The sequence below is a fragment of the Flavobacterium microcysteis genome (assembly GCF_006385255.1).
GTDB lineage: Bacteria > Bacteroidota > Bacteroidia > Flavobacteriales > Flavobacteriaceae > Flavobacterium > Flavobacterium microcysteis.
The window spans coordinates 511,186-530,677 of sequence record NZ_VFJE01000056.1 but is presented as its reverse complement, the minus strand read 5'-3'; the positions used below and the strand labels follow the sequence as shown (position 1 = coordinate 530,677).

The following is a 19,492-nucleotide window of genomic DNA, read 5'->3' as shown; positions in this document are numbered from 1 at the left end:
TTTATTTGATATGAATATTCTTCAAAAGGCTGAAAATTTTATATTTCAATTATTCAAAGATAACTTATCTTCCGATTATATTTACCATAATTTTAATCATACTTTAAGGGTTGTTGACAGTGTACGCCTATTGATTAAAGGGGAAAAAGTTTCTGAAGAAGAGGCAGAAATTCTTGAAATTGCGGCCTGGTTTCACGATGCCGGATATATTAGCGGAGCGGAACAACACGAAGAAAAAGGAGCTCAGATTGCAGCGGATTTTCTTAAAGAAAACGAATATCCAGATAATAAGACTTCTAAAGTTAAAGCACTCATAATAGCTACCGAACTCAAACGCTCACCGGAAAACCATTTGGAAATGATTATCCGTGATGCGGACTGTTCTCATTTTGGACACAAAGAATATTCTAATTTTGCAGAGTTGCTGCGCCAGGAATGGAAAATTGTAGCTCATAAAGAATATTCCAATTTAGAATGGGCTAAAGAAAACAGGACTGTCTTTTTAAAATACCATCGTTTTTATACCGATTCCGCCAAAACGAACTGGCAGCCTCAAAAGGACCTGAATCTTTCTGAATTGCAAGATAAAATTACGGATTGGGAAAAAGGAAAAAAGGAAAAAACAAAAGATGCTCTGAACAAAAAAAAGCTGGAACGGTTTGAAACTCCCGAAAGAGGCATCGATACTATGTTTCGTGTGACGCTGAACAATCACACCAAACTCAGCCAGATTGCGGATAGTAAAGCCAACATTCTTCTTTCTGTTAATGCAATCATCATTTCGATTGCCTTGTCAACTTTAATCCCTAAACTGGATAGCCCGACAAACGCACACTTGATTGTTCCAACCTTCGTGATGTTGATGTTTAGTGTTATTTCTATCATTTTCGCCATACTTTCTACACGACCAAAAGTAACAAGCGGCCTTTTTACCCGAAAAGATATCGAGGAGAAAAAAGTGAATCTTCTGTTTTTTGGAAATTTCCACAAAATGCCTTTGGACGAATACCAATGGGCCATGAATGTGCTGATGAAAGACAGGGAATATCTTTACAATTCTATGATTAAGGATTTGTATTATCTGGGATTAGTCCTGAACCGAAAATACAAGCTATTGCGCATTACTTATACCGTATTTATGTTTGGTATTATTGCTTCCGTAATTGCTTTTGTATGGGCCTTTAAGACCGTTTAATTCTTAATAGACAACTCTTTTACCAAATCCTGATAGGTATAACCATTTTCAGATTCGTCAGACTTACTGTACAGAATTTCCACACGCAGGGCTTTTAGCCCGGTAACACCTTGAAGGTCTTCCACTTCAAAAGTTTCGATAGCACCCAGTTTATTTTTATGTTGTAGCAAGCTAATATATCTTCTGTATTCTACTTCTTCCTGATGTTGTGAATAAACGATCGTAATCTTGCCTTTTTGAGTAATTCTTTCTTCCGTTCCTTTTATGTTCGATTTGTCGATTCTTTTTTTGACTACTTCATAACGGGCATTATAAGTTCCATCAACATCAAAACGTTTTTCATCCATTCTGAATCGTATCGAAATTGGCGTACTGAAAACAAGAATAAGCGAAGTCACATCCAAATCATATGGAAGCGAAGGGCGCATGTGGTAATATTCGTTTTCCATCTCACACAATGCCTGAAGTTGCCATAAACGCAAATTGCTTAAATAAACATGGCTAAATGACAGCTGCGGTGCAATAGAAGCACCTATATAAAGATTGTGTTCTACTCCATCCGTCTTAAAACGCTCGTAATAATGCGGGAAAAACGACTGGGCTTCTTCTTGCTTTTTATCAAGCAAAAAGGCCATTTTTTTATTGATTAATGAAAGCGTCTGGTCAAAATCTTTCCTTGCATCATAGACCATCATTATTTTAGGGTCTAACGATTTAAAATAGGTCTCAACTTTTGCACGAACCACTTCATTGGAATCTTTAAAATGACGCAACATCGGATGCACCTCGTTTAGCACATAACTTTGGATAAGCGACTCAGTGTCTGCTTTTAAAGATTCTTTCAGTTGTTTTTCTAAATCTTCCAGTTCAAAAACATTCTGGTAAATTACCGGAAGTTTCAGGTTATCGCTAACAAAACGAAGTAATCTGAGAAGCCTTTCGATCTGCACCGTAAGGTCTTTTTCAATAGCCTCGTTTCGGGCTACAGAAGATCCTTTGATATCAATTTGTCCGTATAACGGATATACTTCTTTAAATACAATTTCTTTAAAAGGCAAATCCCTTGCATTTTTGTCGGTAGTATGCAAGGAAGCTTCTTCCCTGAATTTCCAGTAAACGCTTGGATGGATAGCCGTATATTCTTTTTGAATTATCGCATCAATCTGATTTTGCATGTCTGAGAAATACCTATCAATAGTATCTACCAGAAAAGGCATGACCAAATCCAGCTTATTAGCATTAATGCTGTTTAACAGCTTAGGCTCCGAAGACACGAGTTCCACAATACCCAAAAGTTTCTCGTCCTTAACGAGGGGAGCAAAAATGCAACTTTGCACATTCTGCGCAAGCAAGTGTTCTGCCAGTCCTTTTTCTTCAGGGTTCGTAATCAGGAATTCTTTTACATCTGAAATAATGAAGTATTTTTTTTGCCCAATCAAAGTTTCCAATGAACATTCACCTAAAGCATGACGGCAATCATCTTCTAAACCTTCCAGCAAAAAGCTGTGCATTTCCTCATCAAAATCTGCTTTCTTCAATCGGGAAAAATCGCTGCTAAATGCCGCAAAACCCGTTCTAAGGTCTGGAATTCTATATATGGAACGAAAGATGTTTTCTATTGTTTCTTTCTTGAATTCTGAATCTTGATTATTGCTCAGAAGATTACTTTTCAAGTTAGAAATAGCGCTTTCAACCGAATTATCATAAAGGGTCATAATCACAAAACCCTTCAGTATCCAGCTTTGTGGAGGAAATTTCTCCTTCCAAAGCGCCAAATCGTCATAATTATCAATTAGCAAATTGATGTCTTCCTGGGTAAGTGCAACTGATTTTTCTGTTGGGAATATTTCCAGAAAATCGGCATTATAAAGAATTCTGTAATGTTTTATGACACCATCCGCATTTGGAATATCATAAAAAATAGGCGTACCAAAATCAATTTTACAGCCATAATAAGCATTCAGGATAATGCAGCAATTCATGACATAAAATGGATGCTCATCAAAATCCCTAATCATAATATCAAAATCTTCACCGGCTTCCTTGATAATCTTGTTAAGCCTTTCCGTTGTATTAAAAATATAATTATCAAACGGAACGGCTACAGCCTTGATTTCATTATTCGTCAAAGCAGTAGGAAACAGATCGGCCAAAAGATACTTGATACGCTCATAGTGCTTTTCGATTTGTTGATAGGATTCAATGCCATCTCTCAATTCTGGATAAGGCTCTATTTCTTTCAACAATCCTTTAGCGTAGGCCGCACGATAATCTACATCTGAACCTGCTATTTCTTCCAAAACCTCAATAACTTTCGCAAAAGAAATCTTGACTTTAAAAGGACTGAGATTATCGAGAATATGCTTCATATTTTGAGGATTCAAATTGTAGGCAAATTTACGAAAATAAAAGATTCGCAAATCCAAAAGAAAACAAAAAAGCCATCATTAAAAATGACAGCTTTCTCAAATAAAAATCTAAAAACTAAATACTATTTATTTTGAAAAACAGCGAACTGCTTTTTGGGATTCGGTTTTAAATTTACTACTTAGCTAATATAGAAAAGTAATTAGCTAAAAAAAAATAAAATCGATAAAACGCATCTTAATTTAACTTTCGCTCCGTTTTGCAGTCTAACTTTAAGAATGTATAAAAAATGTTAAAGTATAGTAAAGAAAGTCATCCGATTAAAGAATAAAATTTAGTTTTGTTCGGTGCCGTATTACGGTCTTTTCTTAACTTATAAAATTATAAACTCCCTTTTCTCATGAAAATAAAACATCTAGTTTATGCGATCCTGCTTCTTGGTATTGGCGGTATGATTGCTTATCGGATCATCAATAATAAAAAATCAGAATCAGAAAACGGAAAAGGGCAAGGAAATAAAAAGCCATCACTAGTAAGCGGCGTAGTTGTACAGCCTCGAAATTTTGCGGATGTACTTTCGCTTTCCGGCTCTATTGAGGCCAATGAGCAAGTTGATATACGCAGTGAAGTTTCCGGGATTGTGGAAAGCATCAATTTTAGCGAAGGTACAGCAGTCTCAAAAGGACAAGTTCTTTTTAAAGTAAACGATATCGAATTACGAGCGCAACTGGCACAAGCTAAAACTGCACAAGGATTGGCTTCTGAAAACGAACGAAGAGCAAAGTTGCTTTTACAAAAAGAAGCGATCAGCCAGGAAGAATATGACATTGCCAGTGCCGATTTCAAATCAGCCAAAGCACAATCTCAACTTATAAGCGCCCAAATTGCAAAAACTACGGTACGTGCGCCTTTTTCAGGAAAAATAGGACTCCGTTCAATTTCTGAAGGAACCTATGTTACGCCTACCACGGTAATTGCAAAACTGGTAAACACAAGCCGATTGAAAATTACTTTTTCTATTCCTGAAAAATATGCCTCGCAAATGAAAGTCAACGGCGAGTTTACATTTACGACTGCCGGTTCACAAGAAAAATTCAAAGCGAAGATTTATGCTATTGAACCTGAAATTGAAGTAGCTACCCGAACACTAAAACTTAGAGCCATTGCTGAAAATCCTGAAGGTAAACTTTTCCCTGGAACTTTTGCCAATGTAATACTTCCTTTAGATAATATTCCAGATGCGTTGCTGGTTCCAACGCAGGCATTGATTCCTATCCAAAATGGAAAAAAACTGTTTACCTCTCAAAATGGAAAAGCGAAAGAAGTAATTGTAAAAACAGGAGCACGAACTGATAAAGATATACTGATTACTTCCGGTATTAAAGCAGGAGATACCATACTGACTACTGGTGTAATGACCTTGAAAGACGGAATGCCTGTCAAAGTCCAAATAAAAAACTAATACCCGATGAGTTTATCCACCACTAGTATAAAAAGGCCGGTTCTGACGATTGTCTTGAATCTGATGCTGATTCTTTTTGGAATCATCGGCTATACTTATCTGGGCGTTCGAGAATTCCCTTCTATTGATCCGGCACAGATTTCCGTAAGAACGAGCTATACAGGAGCAAATGCCGACATTATTGAGTCGCAGATTACAGAACCCTTAGAAAAAGCCATCAACTCGATTGACGGTATTCGAAACATTACTTCTTCTAGTAATCAAGGAAGTAGCAACATCACCATTGAGTTTAATCTTGATAAAAATTTAGAAGAAGCAGCCAACGATGTACGTGATAAAGTGTCACAGGCCATACGAAGTCTTCCCCAAGATATTGACGCTCCGCCGGTAGTTTCAAAAGCAGATGCCGATTCTGAGCCTATCATTACGATGACGGTACAGAGTGATAACAAAAACGTTTTGGAGCTTTCAGATTATGCAGACAATGTCATTTCTCAACGACTACAAACCATTCCGGGTGTCAGTAGCGTACAAATCTGGGGACAGCGAAAATATGCAATGCGTCTATGGATGGATCCGGTCAAGATGTCCTCTTATGGCGTAACCGTTTCTGATGTAAGGACTGCCCTGGCAAGCCAAAACGTAGAATTACCATCTGGAAAATTAACCGGTGCCAATACTGAATTGACCGTTAAGACAGTTGGAAATCTTTCTACCGAAGAAGAATTCAACAATATTATTATCCTTGCTCAAGGAGAAAAAATAGTGCGTTTTAGTGATATTGGAAATGCCTCATTAGAAGCCGAAAACCTGGAAACTAAAATGAGCGATTCCGGACAGGAAATGGTCGGGATGGCAATTATTCCACAACCAGGAACCAATTATCTGGATATCGCAAAAGCGTTTTACATTCAATACGACCAATTAAAAAGAGATCTTCCAAAAGATTTCAAATTAAACATTGCTATTGACAATACCGTATTTGTAAAAAAAGCGGTGGTAGAAGTAGCAGAAACCTTATTGATTGCTATCGTACTGGTAGTCCTTATCATCTATTTATTTTTTAGAAATTGGGCCATCGCTTTCCGTCCGCTGATTGATATTCCGGTTTCCTTGATTGCTACTTTTTTTATCATGTGGCTTTTTGGATTCTCGGTAAACGTACTTACTCTACTTGCAATTGTTCTTGCTACAGGTTTGGTAGTTGACGATGGTATTGTCGTTACTGAAAATATCTTTAAGAAAGTCGAAGAAGGAATGAGTCCAATTGAAGCGGCCATCAAAGGATCCAATGAGATTTTCTTTGCCGTTATCTCCATCTCGATTACGCTTGCTGCTGTATTCCTTCCTGTAATATTTCTTGAAGGTTTCGTAGGACGGCTTTTCCGGGAATTTGGTGTGGTAATTGGCGCAGCCGTTTTGATTTCAGCCTTCGTATCCTTGACATTGACACCAATGTTGAATGCTTATTTGATGAAAGGTGGCGAACAGAAAAGATCTAAATTCTATAATTGGAGTGAAACTTACTTTTTAAAACTTAACTCAGGTTATGCCGGAGCTTTAGGCCGATTTATGAAACGCAAGTGGCTGAGTTTCCCTATCCTTATTATCTGTATCGGTTTGATTGCTTTGTTTTTCAGTACGCTGCAAAAAGAAACCGCTCCTTATGACGACAGAAGTTTTATTGGTGTCAACGTTACCGCACCAGAAGGAGCATCCTATGACTATATGGATCGTTTCATGACCGAATTATCCGATTTAATCAACGATTCGATTCCTGAGAAAAAAGTGAGTTTGGTTATTACTTCTCCTGGATTTGGATCGGCATCAGTAAACAGTGGTCGAGCCAGGATTGCTTTAGTAGAACCTGACGAAAGAAAACGTTCGCAAAAAGAAATAGCCGAAGACCTTACCAAATGGACAAAAAAATATGCTGAAGCCAAGGTTTCAGTATCGGAACAGCCTACTATTGCCGTAAACCGACGTGGTGGTCTGCCAATACAGTATATTATTCAGGCACAAAATTTTGAAAAACTTAGGGAAAAGATTCCACAATTCATGGATGAAGCTGCGCAAGACCCTACTTTTTCTATTACTGATGTTAACCTGAAATTCAACAAACCTGAAATTTATGTGACTATCGACAGGGAAAAAGCACAAAGTTTAGGTGTTTCTGTAATTGACATTGCCCAAACGTTACAGCTTTCTTTGAGCGGCCAGCGTTTTGGTTATTATATGATGAACGGAAAGCAGTATCAGGTAATGGGACAATTTGACAAAAAAGACCGTGAGGCACCTATCGACCTTACTTCTATTTTCGTTAAGAATTCGGCCGGAGAATTAATCCAGCTGGATAACCTTGTTACTATTGAAGAAGAAAGCAGCCCGCCACAATTGTACCATAACAACCGTTATATGTCTGCTACGGTTTCTGCCGGACTTGCTCCAGGAAAAAGTATCAGTGACGGTATTGATGCTATGGAGCGTATCAAAAGCAAAGTCCTGGACGAAACCTTTACAACCGATCTTGGCGGTGAATCGCGCGATTTCGTAGAAAGTAATTCCAACACTGCTTTTGCTTTTGGATTAGCATTATTGCTTATTTATTTGATTTTGGCCGCACAGTTTGAAAGTTTTATTGATCCGTTTATTATTATCCTGACAGTTCCTATGGCGGTTGCCGGGGCTTTATTCTCGCTTTGGTTATTTGGCCAGACTTGGAATATTTTCAGCCAGATTGGAACCATCATGCTTATCGGACTGGTGACGAAGAACGGAATTCTGATCGTGGAATTTGCGAATCAGCTCCGGGAACAGGGCAAAAACAAAATGGAAGCGATCATGGAAGCAGCAGAATCACGCTTACGTCCTATTTTGATGACTAGTTTGGCGATTGCTTTGGGTGCTCTTCCAATTGCATTGTCATTAGGAGCAGCTTCAACCAGCCGTATCGGAATGGGAGTTGTTATTGTAGGAGGAACTTTATTCTCGTTGGTATTGACATTATTTGTTATTCCTGCTATCTATTTTATGTGGTCTAGAGAAAAGAAACACAGACCCGAATTTGACAACATAAAAGAATATGAAAAAGAATAATCGCATGAATACTAAGATATTTTTTCAGATTGCTTTCTTTTTTGCCATTGCAATGACAGCTAAAGCGCAGCAAATACTAACTGTCGAAGATGCGGTAAAGATTGCTTTGGAAAACAATTACGAGATAAAAATTGCCAGCAACGATTTAAAAATCGACCAGCAGAACGTTAGTCTTGCCAATGCAGGTGTAATGCCGCAATTGAATGCCAACGTAACAGACAATAACAGTATCCAGAATACCACACAAACACAATCTGACGGTTCAGAACGCAAGCTTAACAACGCCAGAAATATGAACCTTAATTATGGGGTTGCCTTAAACTGGACTGTTTTTGACGGATTCCGAATGTTTGCCCGTTATGATCAGTTAAAAGAATTAGAAAAATTAGGTGACGCTGAACTTAAGCTTGCCATCTTTACTAAAGTTTCTGATGTTATTTCGACTTACTATAATTTAGTACAGCAACAACAGCAACTAAAAGCACTTGATACTGCTATCGTAATCTCCAATTTAAGAGTTACTACAGCCGACAATCGCTATAAGATTGGAAAAGCATCAAAATTGGAAGTCCTAAATGCAAAAGTTGACCTGAATACGGACACTACTACTTTGCTTCGACAGAAAGAACTGTATGCCAATACTAAAATCTATCTGAACGAAATTTTAGGCAGGGATGTAAAAACAGAATTTGCCGTAGTAGATGAAATTGCAATTGACGAAACACTCCTGCTTCCGGAACTGATGACTTTAGCCGAAAAGCAAAATCCGCAACTGCAAACCCAGATTATCAATAAACGGATTAGCGAATTACAGCTCAAACAAGTCAAGGCCAGTCGCTATCCTACTGTAAATATTACATCAGGTTATAATTTTTCACGAACCGAAGCTTCTTTAGGCTTTATCACCCAGTCTACCGGACAAGGATTTACTTATGGCTTTAATGCAAGTATGAACATTTTTAATGGCGGACTTCAAAACCGAAATGAAAAAGCGGCTAAGATTCAGGTAGAAAACTCTAAGATTGTTGTCGAACAGCAATTACAAACTTTGAGGTCGCAATTGTCTTCTGCTTACCAGACTTACCTGACCAATCTGGAATTGACCAAACTTGAATCTAAAAACGAAGAAATTGCAAAAGAAAACCTTGACATTACTTTGGCCAAGTTCAAAATCGGTACTATTGCACCATTGGAATTCCGTGAAGCACAACTTAATTATGTCAACGCAAAAGTTAGAAATAGCAATGCGCAATACGCTGCTAAGGTATCTGAAATTAATCTAAAAGAATTAGCAGGAAATTTATCACTTTCTCAGAATTAAGCCTTTTTACCGATATATTCTTAATTTAATGTTAAGTTATTTACTTATCTTTGAATGACAAACTCTTAAACAAATCAATCATGGAAGTAAATTTTTTAGCATTGCTCGTTGCAGCATTATCGACACTGGTTGTCGGTTTTATCTGGTATAACCCAAAAGTCTTTGGAACTGCCTGGATGAATTCGGCCGGACTTACAGAAGAAAAATTAAAAGGCGCCAACATGGCTAAAATTTTTGGACTCAGCATTGTATTCGCTTTTTTGATGGCTTTTATTTTGCAATTTTTGGTTATCCACCAATGGGGAGTTTTAGGAGTTACTGGCGGAGACCCTAAGAAAGTCGGCCCTGTTTATGATGCTTTCATGGCACAATATGGAACGGCCTACAGAACATTCAAACACGGCGCTTTACACGGTTTCATGACCGGATTGTTTTTCACATTCCCACTGGTTGCCATCAATGCCATGTTTGAAAGAAAAAGCTGGAAATTTATTTTTATCAATTCCGGTTATTGGATTGTGAATCTGACTATAATGGGTGGAATTATTTGCGCCTGGATTTAAATTTATATCATCATAAAATCTCGCCTTATTCCTATTTAGGGCGGGATTTATTATTTTTTAGCAATTGGAAACAACTTTAAGCTTTAGGCTTTTTACTTCAACTTCTGAACTTCCTAACGATTGGGATAGCCTCGCATCGGCTAACATCTTTCTTTCAAAAGCATATTTAAAAATACTAGAAACGGCAGCACCTGAAAATATGACTTGCCATTTTATTGGTCTTTTTAAGGACGAAAAACTTTTGGGGATTGCGCTTTCACAGTTTTTAGACCTGAGTCAGGTCAATTCTTATGGAGAAAGAGACAATTGCGCAAAAACTTCAATACGAAAATTCATTTTCAAGAACTTTAGCTCTAAAGTCTTGATTATTGGAAATAATATGTTTACTGGCCAAAATGCTTTAGCTTTTGACACCGACCTTCCCTACGCTGATGGTTTAAAATTGCTAAAAAAAGCATCCGTAGAAATTGAAAAAAAATTACGTGAAAAAGGAATCAGCACCCATATTACGGTATTCAAAGATTTTGAAAAAGAAGATGCTAAACATTTCAAGTTGTCTGAATTTGATGAGTTTTACCAATTCAGTACACAGCCTAATATGGTCTTTACTATCAGGGAGAACTGGAAAGATGCAGCTGATTATATAAATGCACTAAATAAAAAATACCGTGACCAATATAAAAGGGCACGGAAAAAATCAGAAAGCCTAATTAAAAAGAAACTCTCTTTAGAAGAAATTCAAAAACAGGAAAGGGCCATTTATGACTTGTATTACTGCGTGGCTAAAAATGCACCGTTCAATACTTTTTATCTTCCTGAGCATCATTTTTCCAACTTCAAACTGCACCTTAAAGACAACTTTCTGTTTTATGGTTATTTTGAAGGCGAAAAGATGATTGGTTTCAATACTCTTATTAAAAATGGTGATGCTGTAGATACTTACTTTTTAGGGTATGATGAAAATCATCAAAAAGAAAAGATGCTTTACCTCAATATGCTGTATGACATGGTTTGTCATTCCATAAACAAAGGATTCAAGCAGATTATTTTTGCAAGGACAGCTTTAGAAATCAAAAGCTCTGTGGGTGCTATCCCAGAAAAAATGTATGGGTTTATCAAACACCATAATTCTTTTATCAATCTTTTTATCTCTCGTATTTTTGGCTATTTAGAACCTGAACTGGCTTGGAAAGAACGAAATCCTTTTAAATAATTATCAAGAAGTTTATGTCAAATCAAAGAAGATACAAAAATTTACTTCTTTTACACATAAAACACCCAACCTTAGCGCCTCTTTATTATTTTGGAACTCAGATTATCACGGATTAAAATAATTACGCAGATTTAAGAAGTCTATTAAACTTAGTACCTCAGAATCTTAGCTTCTCAGCCGCTTTTTTTTAGCCACAGATTAAAATGATTACACAGATTTGATAAATCAATACCAAATAAAAGGATACATAAAAATGTTTACTTTCAACCACTTCTCCTTTTACAACAAAACACACAACATTAGCCACTCAGAACCTTAGCGCCTTAGTACCTTCTCAAGGAACCGCCACCCTCATCTGATTTGGCAAAATTTCCACTTCCAAAAGAGTTACTTCGCCACAGTATTCTCCATCAATTTGAAAACTTGCCGGCGAATTAGTCGTAATGACTGCTTTATCTGTTGATATGATTTCTACATCACCATTTTCTATGGGCATATTTCCTGAGAGTATTTTACTGAAAACAATCAGGTCAAGGTTTTTGAGGATTACTATTTCAAACTTACCATCGTTCATTACGCCATCGGGATTGATTGCAACGCCGGTGCCATATTTCTGTGAATTGGCCACTACCACCATTCTGGCTTCCGTTTCAATACGCCCAAGATGTGTTTCTATAACAGCCTGGAATGGAGCTTTAAGACCTGCAAGCGTATTGATAGCCTGCAAAGCATATCCTAACTTGCCGCGAATACTGCTGTTCTCATAATTCTTAATCAATTCGGCATTGATTCCAATATCGCTCAGATGTAGGCTTTTTTTACCATTAATGGAAATCATGTCCATTTCCATATAATCACTATTAAAAGCAATCTCGAGATTTTCTTCCAGACTGTCCGGAAGATTGAGATCGACAGAAAGTCCGTTAGCAGAACCAGCAGGCAGTATTCCTAAAATTACTTCATGATTTTCTATAGCCTCCGCAACCATCTTAATCGTGCCGTCTCCACCCGCAATTATGATTCTCTCTGCCTTGTTTTTTTCTTGTAGTTTTTGGATTTCGGACTCGTCATTTTTACCGGTTGTTTCATAAATAACCAGATGTATGTTTGCCTTTGCCGCAAATTTTTTAGCTTCGTCAATAATTTCAGTTTTATCAACATCACCAGATATTGGGTTAACTACCAGAATATAATTCTTTTGCGTGTTCATGGCTTATGTATGCTATAATTTTTGTAATTTGTTATTTCGTTATATAAATATAAAACATTTATGAAGCCAATCCTAAAGTTATACCGAGGTTATGCAAATGATCAGGAACTGATTGTGATGGGGCATATTTTTAAGCCAACAACGAAAGAAGATTACGATTTCCAGAAGAAAAATTTCAAGAACGCCAAGTCGGTTATCCGTATGTTTCAGATAAAGACACAAAAAAATGCTTCTGTTTATCTGGAACACCATGGCATGAAAATCCATACAAAAAGTCTGGATGATGGTTATTTCAAATTTTGCATTCCACTGTCTCGGGATCTGGCGTATGGCTGGAACGAATACAAAGTCAGTACCTACCATAATAATAAAGAAATCTCAAGCAAAGGCAGTTATATCAGGCCACATGAAGGAAACTGGGGCTTTATATCGGATATTGATGATACTTTTTTGGTTTCCCATACCCGAAATCCTTTCAAAAAACTGTATATCCTTCTTTTTAGGAATGTGAACGATCGTAAGATTTTTGAAGATGTTGTGCCACATTACCATGCTTTGAGTTCTGCCGGCAGAGATAGCCATACAGAGAAGAATGCTTTTTTTTATGTTTCTAGCAGCGAATGGAACCTCTATAGGCTTATTACTCAATTTACAGAACTACACGGACTTCCTAAAGCCGTATTGCTCTTAAAAGACATTAAAACCAGTCTGACAGACTTTTTCTTTACCGGTAGAGGCAGTCACAATCATAAATTTGAAAAGATCAAGCATGTTTTGGAGTTTTATCCGCATTTGAAATATGTTTTGCTTGGAGACGATTCGCAACATGATCCTTTTTTATACGAAAACATCTGCAAAATTTTTCCGGTTACGGTAAAAGCCGTTTATATCAGACAGACAGGCAAAAGCAAAAAAACTAAAGCCGCTGAAGCTATGGCTAACATGGAATCGATGGGAGTTGATACCTGTTATTTCAAAAACAGCAAAGAAGCCATTGAACATTCAGAACGAATAGGCATTACTTCACAGTATTTTCATGAGAGTTTATAAAAAAGCCGGAAACAAGTTCCGGCTTTTTACTTTTAAGAATTTTCGATTTCCATCTGAACAGTTTCCCATTCTTCTAACAGATTATCGAGATCTTTTTTCTTTTTGTTGTAGGCAATAAAAAAAGAAGCGTCTTCTATGTGTTTATCATATTCTGATTCCAAAAGCTTGTCATCTTTCTGAATGTCTATTTCCAGCTGTTTAATCTGGCTCTCAACTTTGCTCAATTTATTCTGAAGCGCTTTATTTTTTTTCTGTTCGTCATAGGATAACGATTTATCTTTTGGAGCTTCTTTTTTGACAGCATCTTTCTTTTCAACCTCACGCATGTTTTCAAGATTACGCTGCTCTAAAAAGAAATTAATATCGCCTAAATATTCTTTTATCTTTTGATTTTTGAACTCATATACGATATTCGACATTCCCTGAAGGAAATCCCTGTCGTGAGAAACCAATAGCAAAGTTCCTTCATATTGTTGCAACGCAGCTTTCAATACGTTTTTTGATTTGATATCTAAGTGGTTTGTAGGTTCGTCCATCACAAGCACGTTGATAGGCTGTAATAACAATTTACAAAGCGCCAGACGGTTTCTTTCGCCTCCTGAGAGCACTTTTACCTTTTTTTCGACATCATCACCTCTAAACAAAAAAGAACCCAGCATATCGCGTACTTTTGAGCGATTGGTGTCATTTGCGGCATCCTGCATAGTTTGAAGCAACGTTATTTCACCATCAAGATATTCAGCCTGATTTTGGGCGAAATAACCCAATTGCACGTTGTGTCCTAATTTTATGGTACCCGTATAATCAATATCGTTTACTATAGCTTTGATAAAAGTTGATTTTCCTTGGCCGTTCTGACCTACAAAGGCAATCTTGCTTCCTCTTTCCACCAAAAGCGAAATATCTTTTAAGATCGTCTTATCGCCATAACTTTTGGTTACGTCTTCCGCTTCGATAACTACTTTTCCTGGAGTTACAGAAACCGGGAACGAAATGTTCATTACAGAATTATCGTCTTCGTCCACTTCGATTCTTTCAACCTTATCCAGTTTTTTGATAAGCGACTGCGCCATCGATGCTTTTGAAGCTTTCGCACGGAACTTCTCAATCAGTTTTTCTGTTTCTTCTATTTTCTTCGCTTGATTCTTTTGTGTAGCTAATTGCTTTTCGCGGATTTCCTGACGCAACTGCAAATATTGTGAGTAAGGCTTATTGAAATCATAGGCTTTACCCAGAGAAATTTCGATGGTTCTGTTAGTGACGTTATCTAAAAACATCTTATCGTGCGAAACGATTACTACAACACCAGGGAAATTACGCAAGAAGTTTTCCAGCCAGATAATAGATTCAATATCCAAGTGGTTTGTAGGCTCATCCAGCAATAAGATATCGTTAGACTGCAAAAGCAATTTCGCTAATTCAATACGCATTCTCCAACCACCTGAAAAAGTTTCGGTCTGGTTATTAAAATCTTCTCTCTTAAAACCAAGTCCTAATAAAATCTTTTCGGTATCGCCCACATAATTGTATCCGCCTAGCAGATCAAAACGATGTGTATAATCGGATAGGTCCTCAATAATCTGATTGTATTCTTCACTTTCGTAATCAGTTCGCGTAACCAATTGCTCATTGATTTCTTCCAGCTTTTTTTCTACAATTTTTATCTCTGTAAATGCTTCATATGCTTCTTCTAAGACAGTTCGTCCTTGCTCAAAGTCGATATCCTGACGAAGAAAGCCAATTCTCACTTCTTTTTCGGTAGCTATACTTCCCGTATCCGGAGCAATATCGCGTGCAAGAATTTTCAGCATGGTGGATTTCCCTGCTCCGTTTTTACCAACAAGACCTACCCTGTCGCCAGCACCAAGTCTGAAAGTAATTTCTTCAAAGAGATAGGTTCCGCCAAAAGAAACTGATAAATTATGTATATTAAGCATTTATTATATATTTTTTGTAATTGTATGTGTAAATTTGTACTGCCAAATCAGGCAACCAAAATTTTTTGCAAATGTTAAAAAAAGGATCCAAATTATATAGTATTTTAACAGGAACTTGTCCTAAATGTCAGAATGACAAGATGTATATAGATAGAAATCCGTATAATCTGCCTAGCGTTTTCAAAATGCATGAAAAATGCAGTCACTGTGGTTTAAAATACAAAATAGAACCTTCCTTTTTTTATGGGGCAATGTATGTGAGTTATGGCGTAGGAATTGCTTTTGGGGTAGCCGCTTTTGTTATCTCCTATTTATTCCTGGGCACTAATCTTAAAGTTGCTTTTGTTGCTATTATTGCCACACTCGTTATTTTCATGCCTATCATTATGAGGATTTCCCGAAATATCTGGATCAATATGTTTGTTGATTATGATAAAGACTGGGATAAAAAATAAGCTACCACTTTATTTTTTTGAATCGCATAATATCTGCAGAACTGTCTATTGGTTTCTCCATTTCGATACTTTCAAATAACTGTTTTGCCATATCGGGACCAATCATTACACCTCTCGTTCCAAGTCCGTTGAGCACATGAAGATTTCGGTATTTTGGATGCGTTCCTACCAATGGCTTCCTATCTGCTACTGTTGGCCTGATTCCTGCCAGATGTTCAACAATTTCAAAATCACATTGGAGGACTTCTTTACTCTTCTCCAAAAGCTCTTTTTTACCTTCTTCTGTAGGCAGATTGGTCTTATCCTCCCAGCTGTATGTTGCTCCAACTTTATACAAATCATTACCCAAAGGCAGTACAAATACAGACGCTTTGATTATGGCATCCAGGTCTAAATCTTTCGCTTTAATAATCAGCAGTTCTCCTTTGGTTCCCTTAAGAGGTAATTGTCCAAAATAAGGATTACCAACCATACCATAGCCTTCAGCAAAAACAATATTTCGAGCCTCAATTCCTTTATATTGGATATGATTTTCTTTAAACCCTATAGCGGAATACTCAAAAGTATCTTCCTGCAGCAGGTTATTTTCTTTCAGATAATTGCGATAACTAGACAATAAAACATCAGTGTCAACATAACCTGACTGTAAAACTTCACCAAAATTATATGGTGAGTCTATTGCCTTATATTTTTTAGAAACTAGTTTTGAAGAAAGAAAAGGCGACAATCCGACTCTATCTGTTGCCAAAAACCAATCATTCTGTTCCTCTACTGAGAATAATTTTCTGTAGACCGGCGTCTTGAAATTAAATCGGGTATTCAGTTTTGCTTCCAGATTTCTATAAAAAGATTGCAACAGGTCGAGCTGTTCTTGTGCTCTCCATACGCCGCTATATCTTTTAAGAATTACAGGATTATACAATCCGCCCGCAACTTTAGAAGAGCGTTGTGAATTATTTTCAAAAAACAAAATGGATTTATTGTGCTGTGAGGCTGTTTCACCAAACGCAATTCCAGCCAATCCGCAACCGACAATCAAATAATCAATCATAATGCAAAAATAAAAAACTCTTGCCTTTAACAGGCAAGAGTTTTATTTGTATTGGAGAAATTTTTATTAATAATTCCACATATCTTGTTCGAAGTTGCGGATCTTATCTTTTACTCTTTCTGATTCTAACAATTGCATCTGTGCATTGTCTTTCATGTATTCGTCAATCTTTCTATCACCCATAACGTTTTCTTCCTGGTAAATCATACCATTAAAACGGCGTGAATTTAAAAGATGGTCAAACGTAATTGGAAGCGCAGAGTTTTTGTCGTTGAAAGCTTTTGCTTCATGAAGAACATCACGAACGGCTGGGAAATATACCCAGAACAATTCGATTGGATCCTCTTGCTCAGTTCCCATTGTATAAACGTCTGGAACTACTGGACAGATACCTTGCAAACGGTATTTCAATTCGCCTTGGCGTTTGTCAAAATACCAGTAACCTTTGATTTTGTAACCCATAACATCAGCAGGTGTAATATCTGTTTTAACGATATTATCTTCAGTGATTTTCTCACCTGCATTGTATTGCTCACGACCAGCATCAGTTGTATCGATTTTTGACAATGATGTCTCAATATCTTTAAGAGATTTTTTAGTAGTAAAATAGCTGTCATCATATACTTCAGCAATTTTTCCTGACTTCATATTCTCTACAAGTACTGCATACAATGATTTTCTGTCCGGACCAAGGTTACCCTCAACTGGAAAATACATTGGAAAATTGATTCTCTCATCAAGATCAATAAATTCCCAAACCATTTTACCCATCAATACGTCACGATCGTGAACATATCCATACGGCAGTGGCTTATCATTATCGGACTTAAGCTGAGCTTCTGTTTTCTTCCCGATTTCTTGAGGAGTTTTCGCATTCAAAAGATTAGACTGTGCAAAAGACACACTAGAAACTAAGCTTAATGCTACTACTAATGAAAAATTTCTCCAATTCATTTTCTTGTAATTTATTAGTTTGTTAAGTTTAAAAACTCAAACTTTCAATAATTATTGTGTTATTTCGTAAGCAACTGGTGCTGTTTTAGCTAGCATCATTGAGCTACCTTCAAGCTTAGTCTTAATTTCAGAAATAATGACTACATCACCTCTACCTGCTTTTTGGATTGCAGCTTTCGCTCTTGCATCCATTTTGTTACCAGAAACAACAATTGTAGGTTGTCCAGGAACTTTGATGTTGAAACCAACAACGCTTAAGTTCACTTCAAAATCAAAGTCTTCTAGAATTGCATTAACTGTTTGAACTTCCAAGTTAGATTTAGGACCTTTGATAGTACCTGTTTCTCTTCCTCTTAAAGCTCCAGTTGGTGCTGGAATACTCTTGATTCTGAATACTTTTTTAGAGCTAACAACTTTACCGTCGTTTAATTTTCCGTTAACGTTAATTACTACCTCACGACCTGCACCTGGGCTCATGTTATAAGCACCTGGTCTACCTGCTTTTGTCAAACCAGGAGCAGAAACTGTAACATTGTTATCAGATACACCTGCAAATGAAATTGTCATTGGGTTAACAACACCACGGTAAACAACATTCATTTTATCAGCAGAAATAGTAGCTTCGTTAGGTCTAGGAACTACAACATATTTCCCTTCAAATTTCAAAGGAATAGTTTTTCCATCTTCCAAGAAAGTAAATTGACCGTTGATTGATTGCTCACCAACTCCACCAGCAGTTAAGGAAATAACCGCTTGTCCGTTTTCTAATTTACCAGGACCTTGGAAAGATGTAGGCTTAGTATTTTCGTCATAACGACCCAATACAACTTTACCTTTAACATTTTCTCCTTGGAAATAAGCATTTTTCTCTAAAACAACGATTGCTTGGTAGTTGCTATATGAAGCCGCTTGTACAGCCGCTTTTCCTAAAGCAGCACTGATTACATCAGATTCTGCTTTTTTAACATCACTTTGCCAAGCTGACAATTTAGCCAAAGAAGCGATTGCTGGGAAACCTTTAAAGTGGTAGTTCAAGAATTTATCTTTCAAACCATCTTTAGTAGTAACATCAGAAACATCAAATGACTTATTCACTTGATTCAAGATAGCTGAGTATTTTTTCTCACTTCCAAGAGCATTTTTCATATCTGCCTTGTAAGTTTCGATAGCACTCATAACCTCATTACCTCTTTTAGTGTATCCATCACCAATGAACCAGCTGTTATCAAGGTTATCACCTTTATCCATTGACTCGTATGGTAATTTACCATTTTCTGGTTCAACATGTTTTAAAGTCTCAGCTTTCAAAGTACCGATAAAATCGTAAAATTTCTTTGTAGCAGCCTGAACTTTATGTGCAGTTTCAGCCGCAACAGCAAATTCTCCTTTAGCTTCAGCAGCCTTAGTATCTAACGCTTGCATCATTTGCTCGTTAGTTAATTTTGCTGCTTCGTTTGCTGCTTCAAATTTTTCATTCATTAGTCCAAAAGCAGATAAAACTTCTTTGGACATATTTAGTGCCAACATCGCGATGAAAACCAGATACATCAGGTTAATCATCTTCTGTCTAGGGGTTAATTTTCCTCCTGCCATTTTTTCTAATTAGTTTATTTTTATT

14 protein-coding genes are annotated in these 19,492 nt (G+C 36.9%); 8 read left to right on the top strand and 6 right to left on the bottom strand.

Annotated elements, in window-relative coordinates:
* Nucleotides 1-10 precede the first annotated feature (10 nt).
* A complete protein-coding gene (locus tag FJA49_RS16010) occupies nt 11-1,195 on the top strand; it encodes a Pycsar system effector family protein (protein WP_140002099.1) in 1,185 nt (394 codons plus the stop codon).
* Here FJA49_RS16010 and FJA49_RS16005 read toward each other — a convergent pair.
* Nucleotides 1,192-3,564, bottom strand: a complete 2,373-nt coding sequence (locus FJA49_RS16005) for a GAF domain-containing protein (protein ID WP_140002097.1) — start codon at nt 3,562-3,564, stop codon at nt 1,192-1,194. The genes FJA49_RS16010 and FJA49_RS16005 overlap by 4 nt on opposite strands.
* Nucleotides 3,565-3,962: 398 nt before the next feature.
* Between FJA49_RS16005 and FJA49_RS16000 the strand changes: the two genes are divergently transcribed.
* The 5 genes from FJA49_RS16000 to FJA49_RS15980 all read left to right on the top strand — a co-directional run bounded on the left by FJA49_RS16000 (nt 3,963) and on the right by FJA49_RS15980 (nt 11,217).
* The gene (locus FJA49_RS16000; protein ID WP_140002095.1) at nt 3,963-5,024 is read left to right on the top strand and encodes an efflux RND transporter periplasmic adaptor subunit; all 1,062 of its coding nucleotides are present in this window, start codon (nt 3,963-3,965) and stop codon (nt 5,022-5,024) included.
* 6 nt (nt 5,025-5,030) lie between these two features.
* Entirely contained in the window at nt 5,031-8,120 is a 3,090-nt protein-coding gene (locus FJA49_RS15995; protein ID WP_140002093.1) for an efflux RND transporter permease subunit, read from the top strand.
* Complete coding sequence (locus FJA49_RS15990; RefSeq protein WP_394344089.1) at nt 8,107-9,441, top strand: TolC family protein; 1,335 nt, start codon at nt 8,107-8,109, stop codon at nt 9,439-9,441. The genes FJA49_RS15995 and FJA49_RS15990 overlap by 14 nt, the downstream gene beginning before the upstream one ends.
* Nucleotides 9,442-9,521: 80 nt before the next feature.
* The gene (locus FJA49_RS15985; RefSeq protein ID WP_140002081.1) at nt 9,522-10,004 is read left to right on the top strand and encodes a DUF1761 domain-containing protein; all 483 of its coding nucleotides are present in this window, start codon (nt 9,522-9,524) and stop codon (nt 10,002-10,004) included.
* A 64-nt stretch (nt 10,005-10,068) separates the two neighbouring features.
* Nucleotides 10,069-11,217 carry an 8-amino-7-oxononanoate synthase gene (locus tag FJA49_RS15980; RefSeq protein ID WP_140002079.1) on the top strand — a complete coding sequence of 383 codons (1,149 nt, stop codon included), beginning with the start codon at nt 10,069-10,071 and terminating at the stop codon, nt 11,215-11,217.
* A 334-nt stretch (nt 11,218-11,551) separates the two neighbouring features.
* Here FJA49_RS15980 and FJA49_RS15975 read toward each other — a convergent pair whose 3' ends face one another.
* Nucleotides 11,552-12,427, bottom strand: a complete 876-nt coding sequence (locus FJA49_RS15975; protein ID WP_140002077.1) for a diacylglycerol/lipid kinase family protein — start codon at nt 12,425-12,427, stop codon at nt 11,552-11,554.
* A gap of 60 nt (nt 12,428-12,487) precedes the next feature.
* On the opposite strand from FJA49_RS15975, the gene FJA49_RS15970 reads away from it, so the two are divergent.
* Nucleotides 12,488-13,477: an App1 family protein gene (locus tag FJA49_RS15970; RefSeq protein ID WP_140002075.1), complete on the top strand. Its 990-nt coding sequence runs from the start codon at nt 12,488-12,490 to the stop codon at nt 13,475-13,477.
* A 32-nt stretch (nt 13,478-13,509) separates the two neighbouring features.
* Here the strand turns inward: FJA49_RS15970 and FJA49_RS15965 are convergent, their stop codons facing one another.
* Nucleotides 13,510-15,414: an ABC transporter ATP-binding protein gene (locus tag FJA49_RS15965; protein WP_140002073.1), complete on the bottom strand. Its 1,905-nt coding sequence runs from the start codon at nt 15,412-15,414 to the stop codon at nt 13,510-13,512.
* Nucleotides 15,415-15,485: 71 nt separating this feature from the next.
* Between FJA49_RS15965 and FJA49_RS15960 the strand changes: the two genes are divergently transcribed.
* Nucleotides 15,486-15,869, top strand: coding sequence for a DUF983 domain-containing protein (locus FJA49_RS15960; RefSeq protein ID WP_140002071.1), 384 nt, complete (start codon nt 15,486-15,488; stop codon nt 15,867-15,869).
* A gap of 1 nt (nt 15,870) precedes the next feature.
* On the opposite strand, the gene FJA49_RS15955 is transcribed toward FJA49_RS15960, so the two are convergent.
* From FJA49_RS15955 to porM, 3 genes are all read right to left on the bottom strand, one after another.
* Complete coding sequence (locus FJA49_RS15955) at nt 15,871-16,920, bottom strand: NAD(P)/FAD-dependent oxidoreductase (protein WP_140002069.1); 1,050 nt, start codon at nt 16,918-16,920, stop codon at nt 15,871-15,873.
* Nucleotides 16,921-16,986: 66 nt separating this feature from the next.
* Nucleotides 16,987-17,874: a type IX secretion system ring subunit PorN/GldN gene (porN, locus tag FJA49_RS15950; protein ID WP_140002068.1), complete on the bottom strand. Its 888-nt coding sequence runs from the start codon at nt 17,872-17,874 to the stop codon at nt 16,987-16,989.
* A 51-nt stretch (nt 17,875-17,925) separates the two neighbouring features.
* The gene (gene porM / locus FJA49_RS15945; protein ID WP_140002066.1) at nt 17,926-19,467 is read right to left on the bottom strand and encodes a type IX secretion system motor protein PorM/GldM; all 1,542 of its coding nucleotides are present in this window, start codon (nt 19,465-19,467) and stop codon (nt 17,926-17,928) included.
* Between the last annotated feature and the right edge of the window lie 25 nt (nt 19,468-19,492).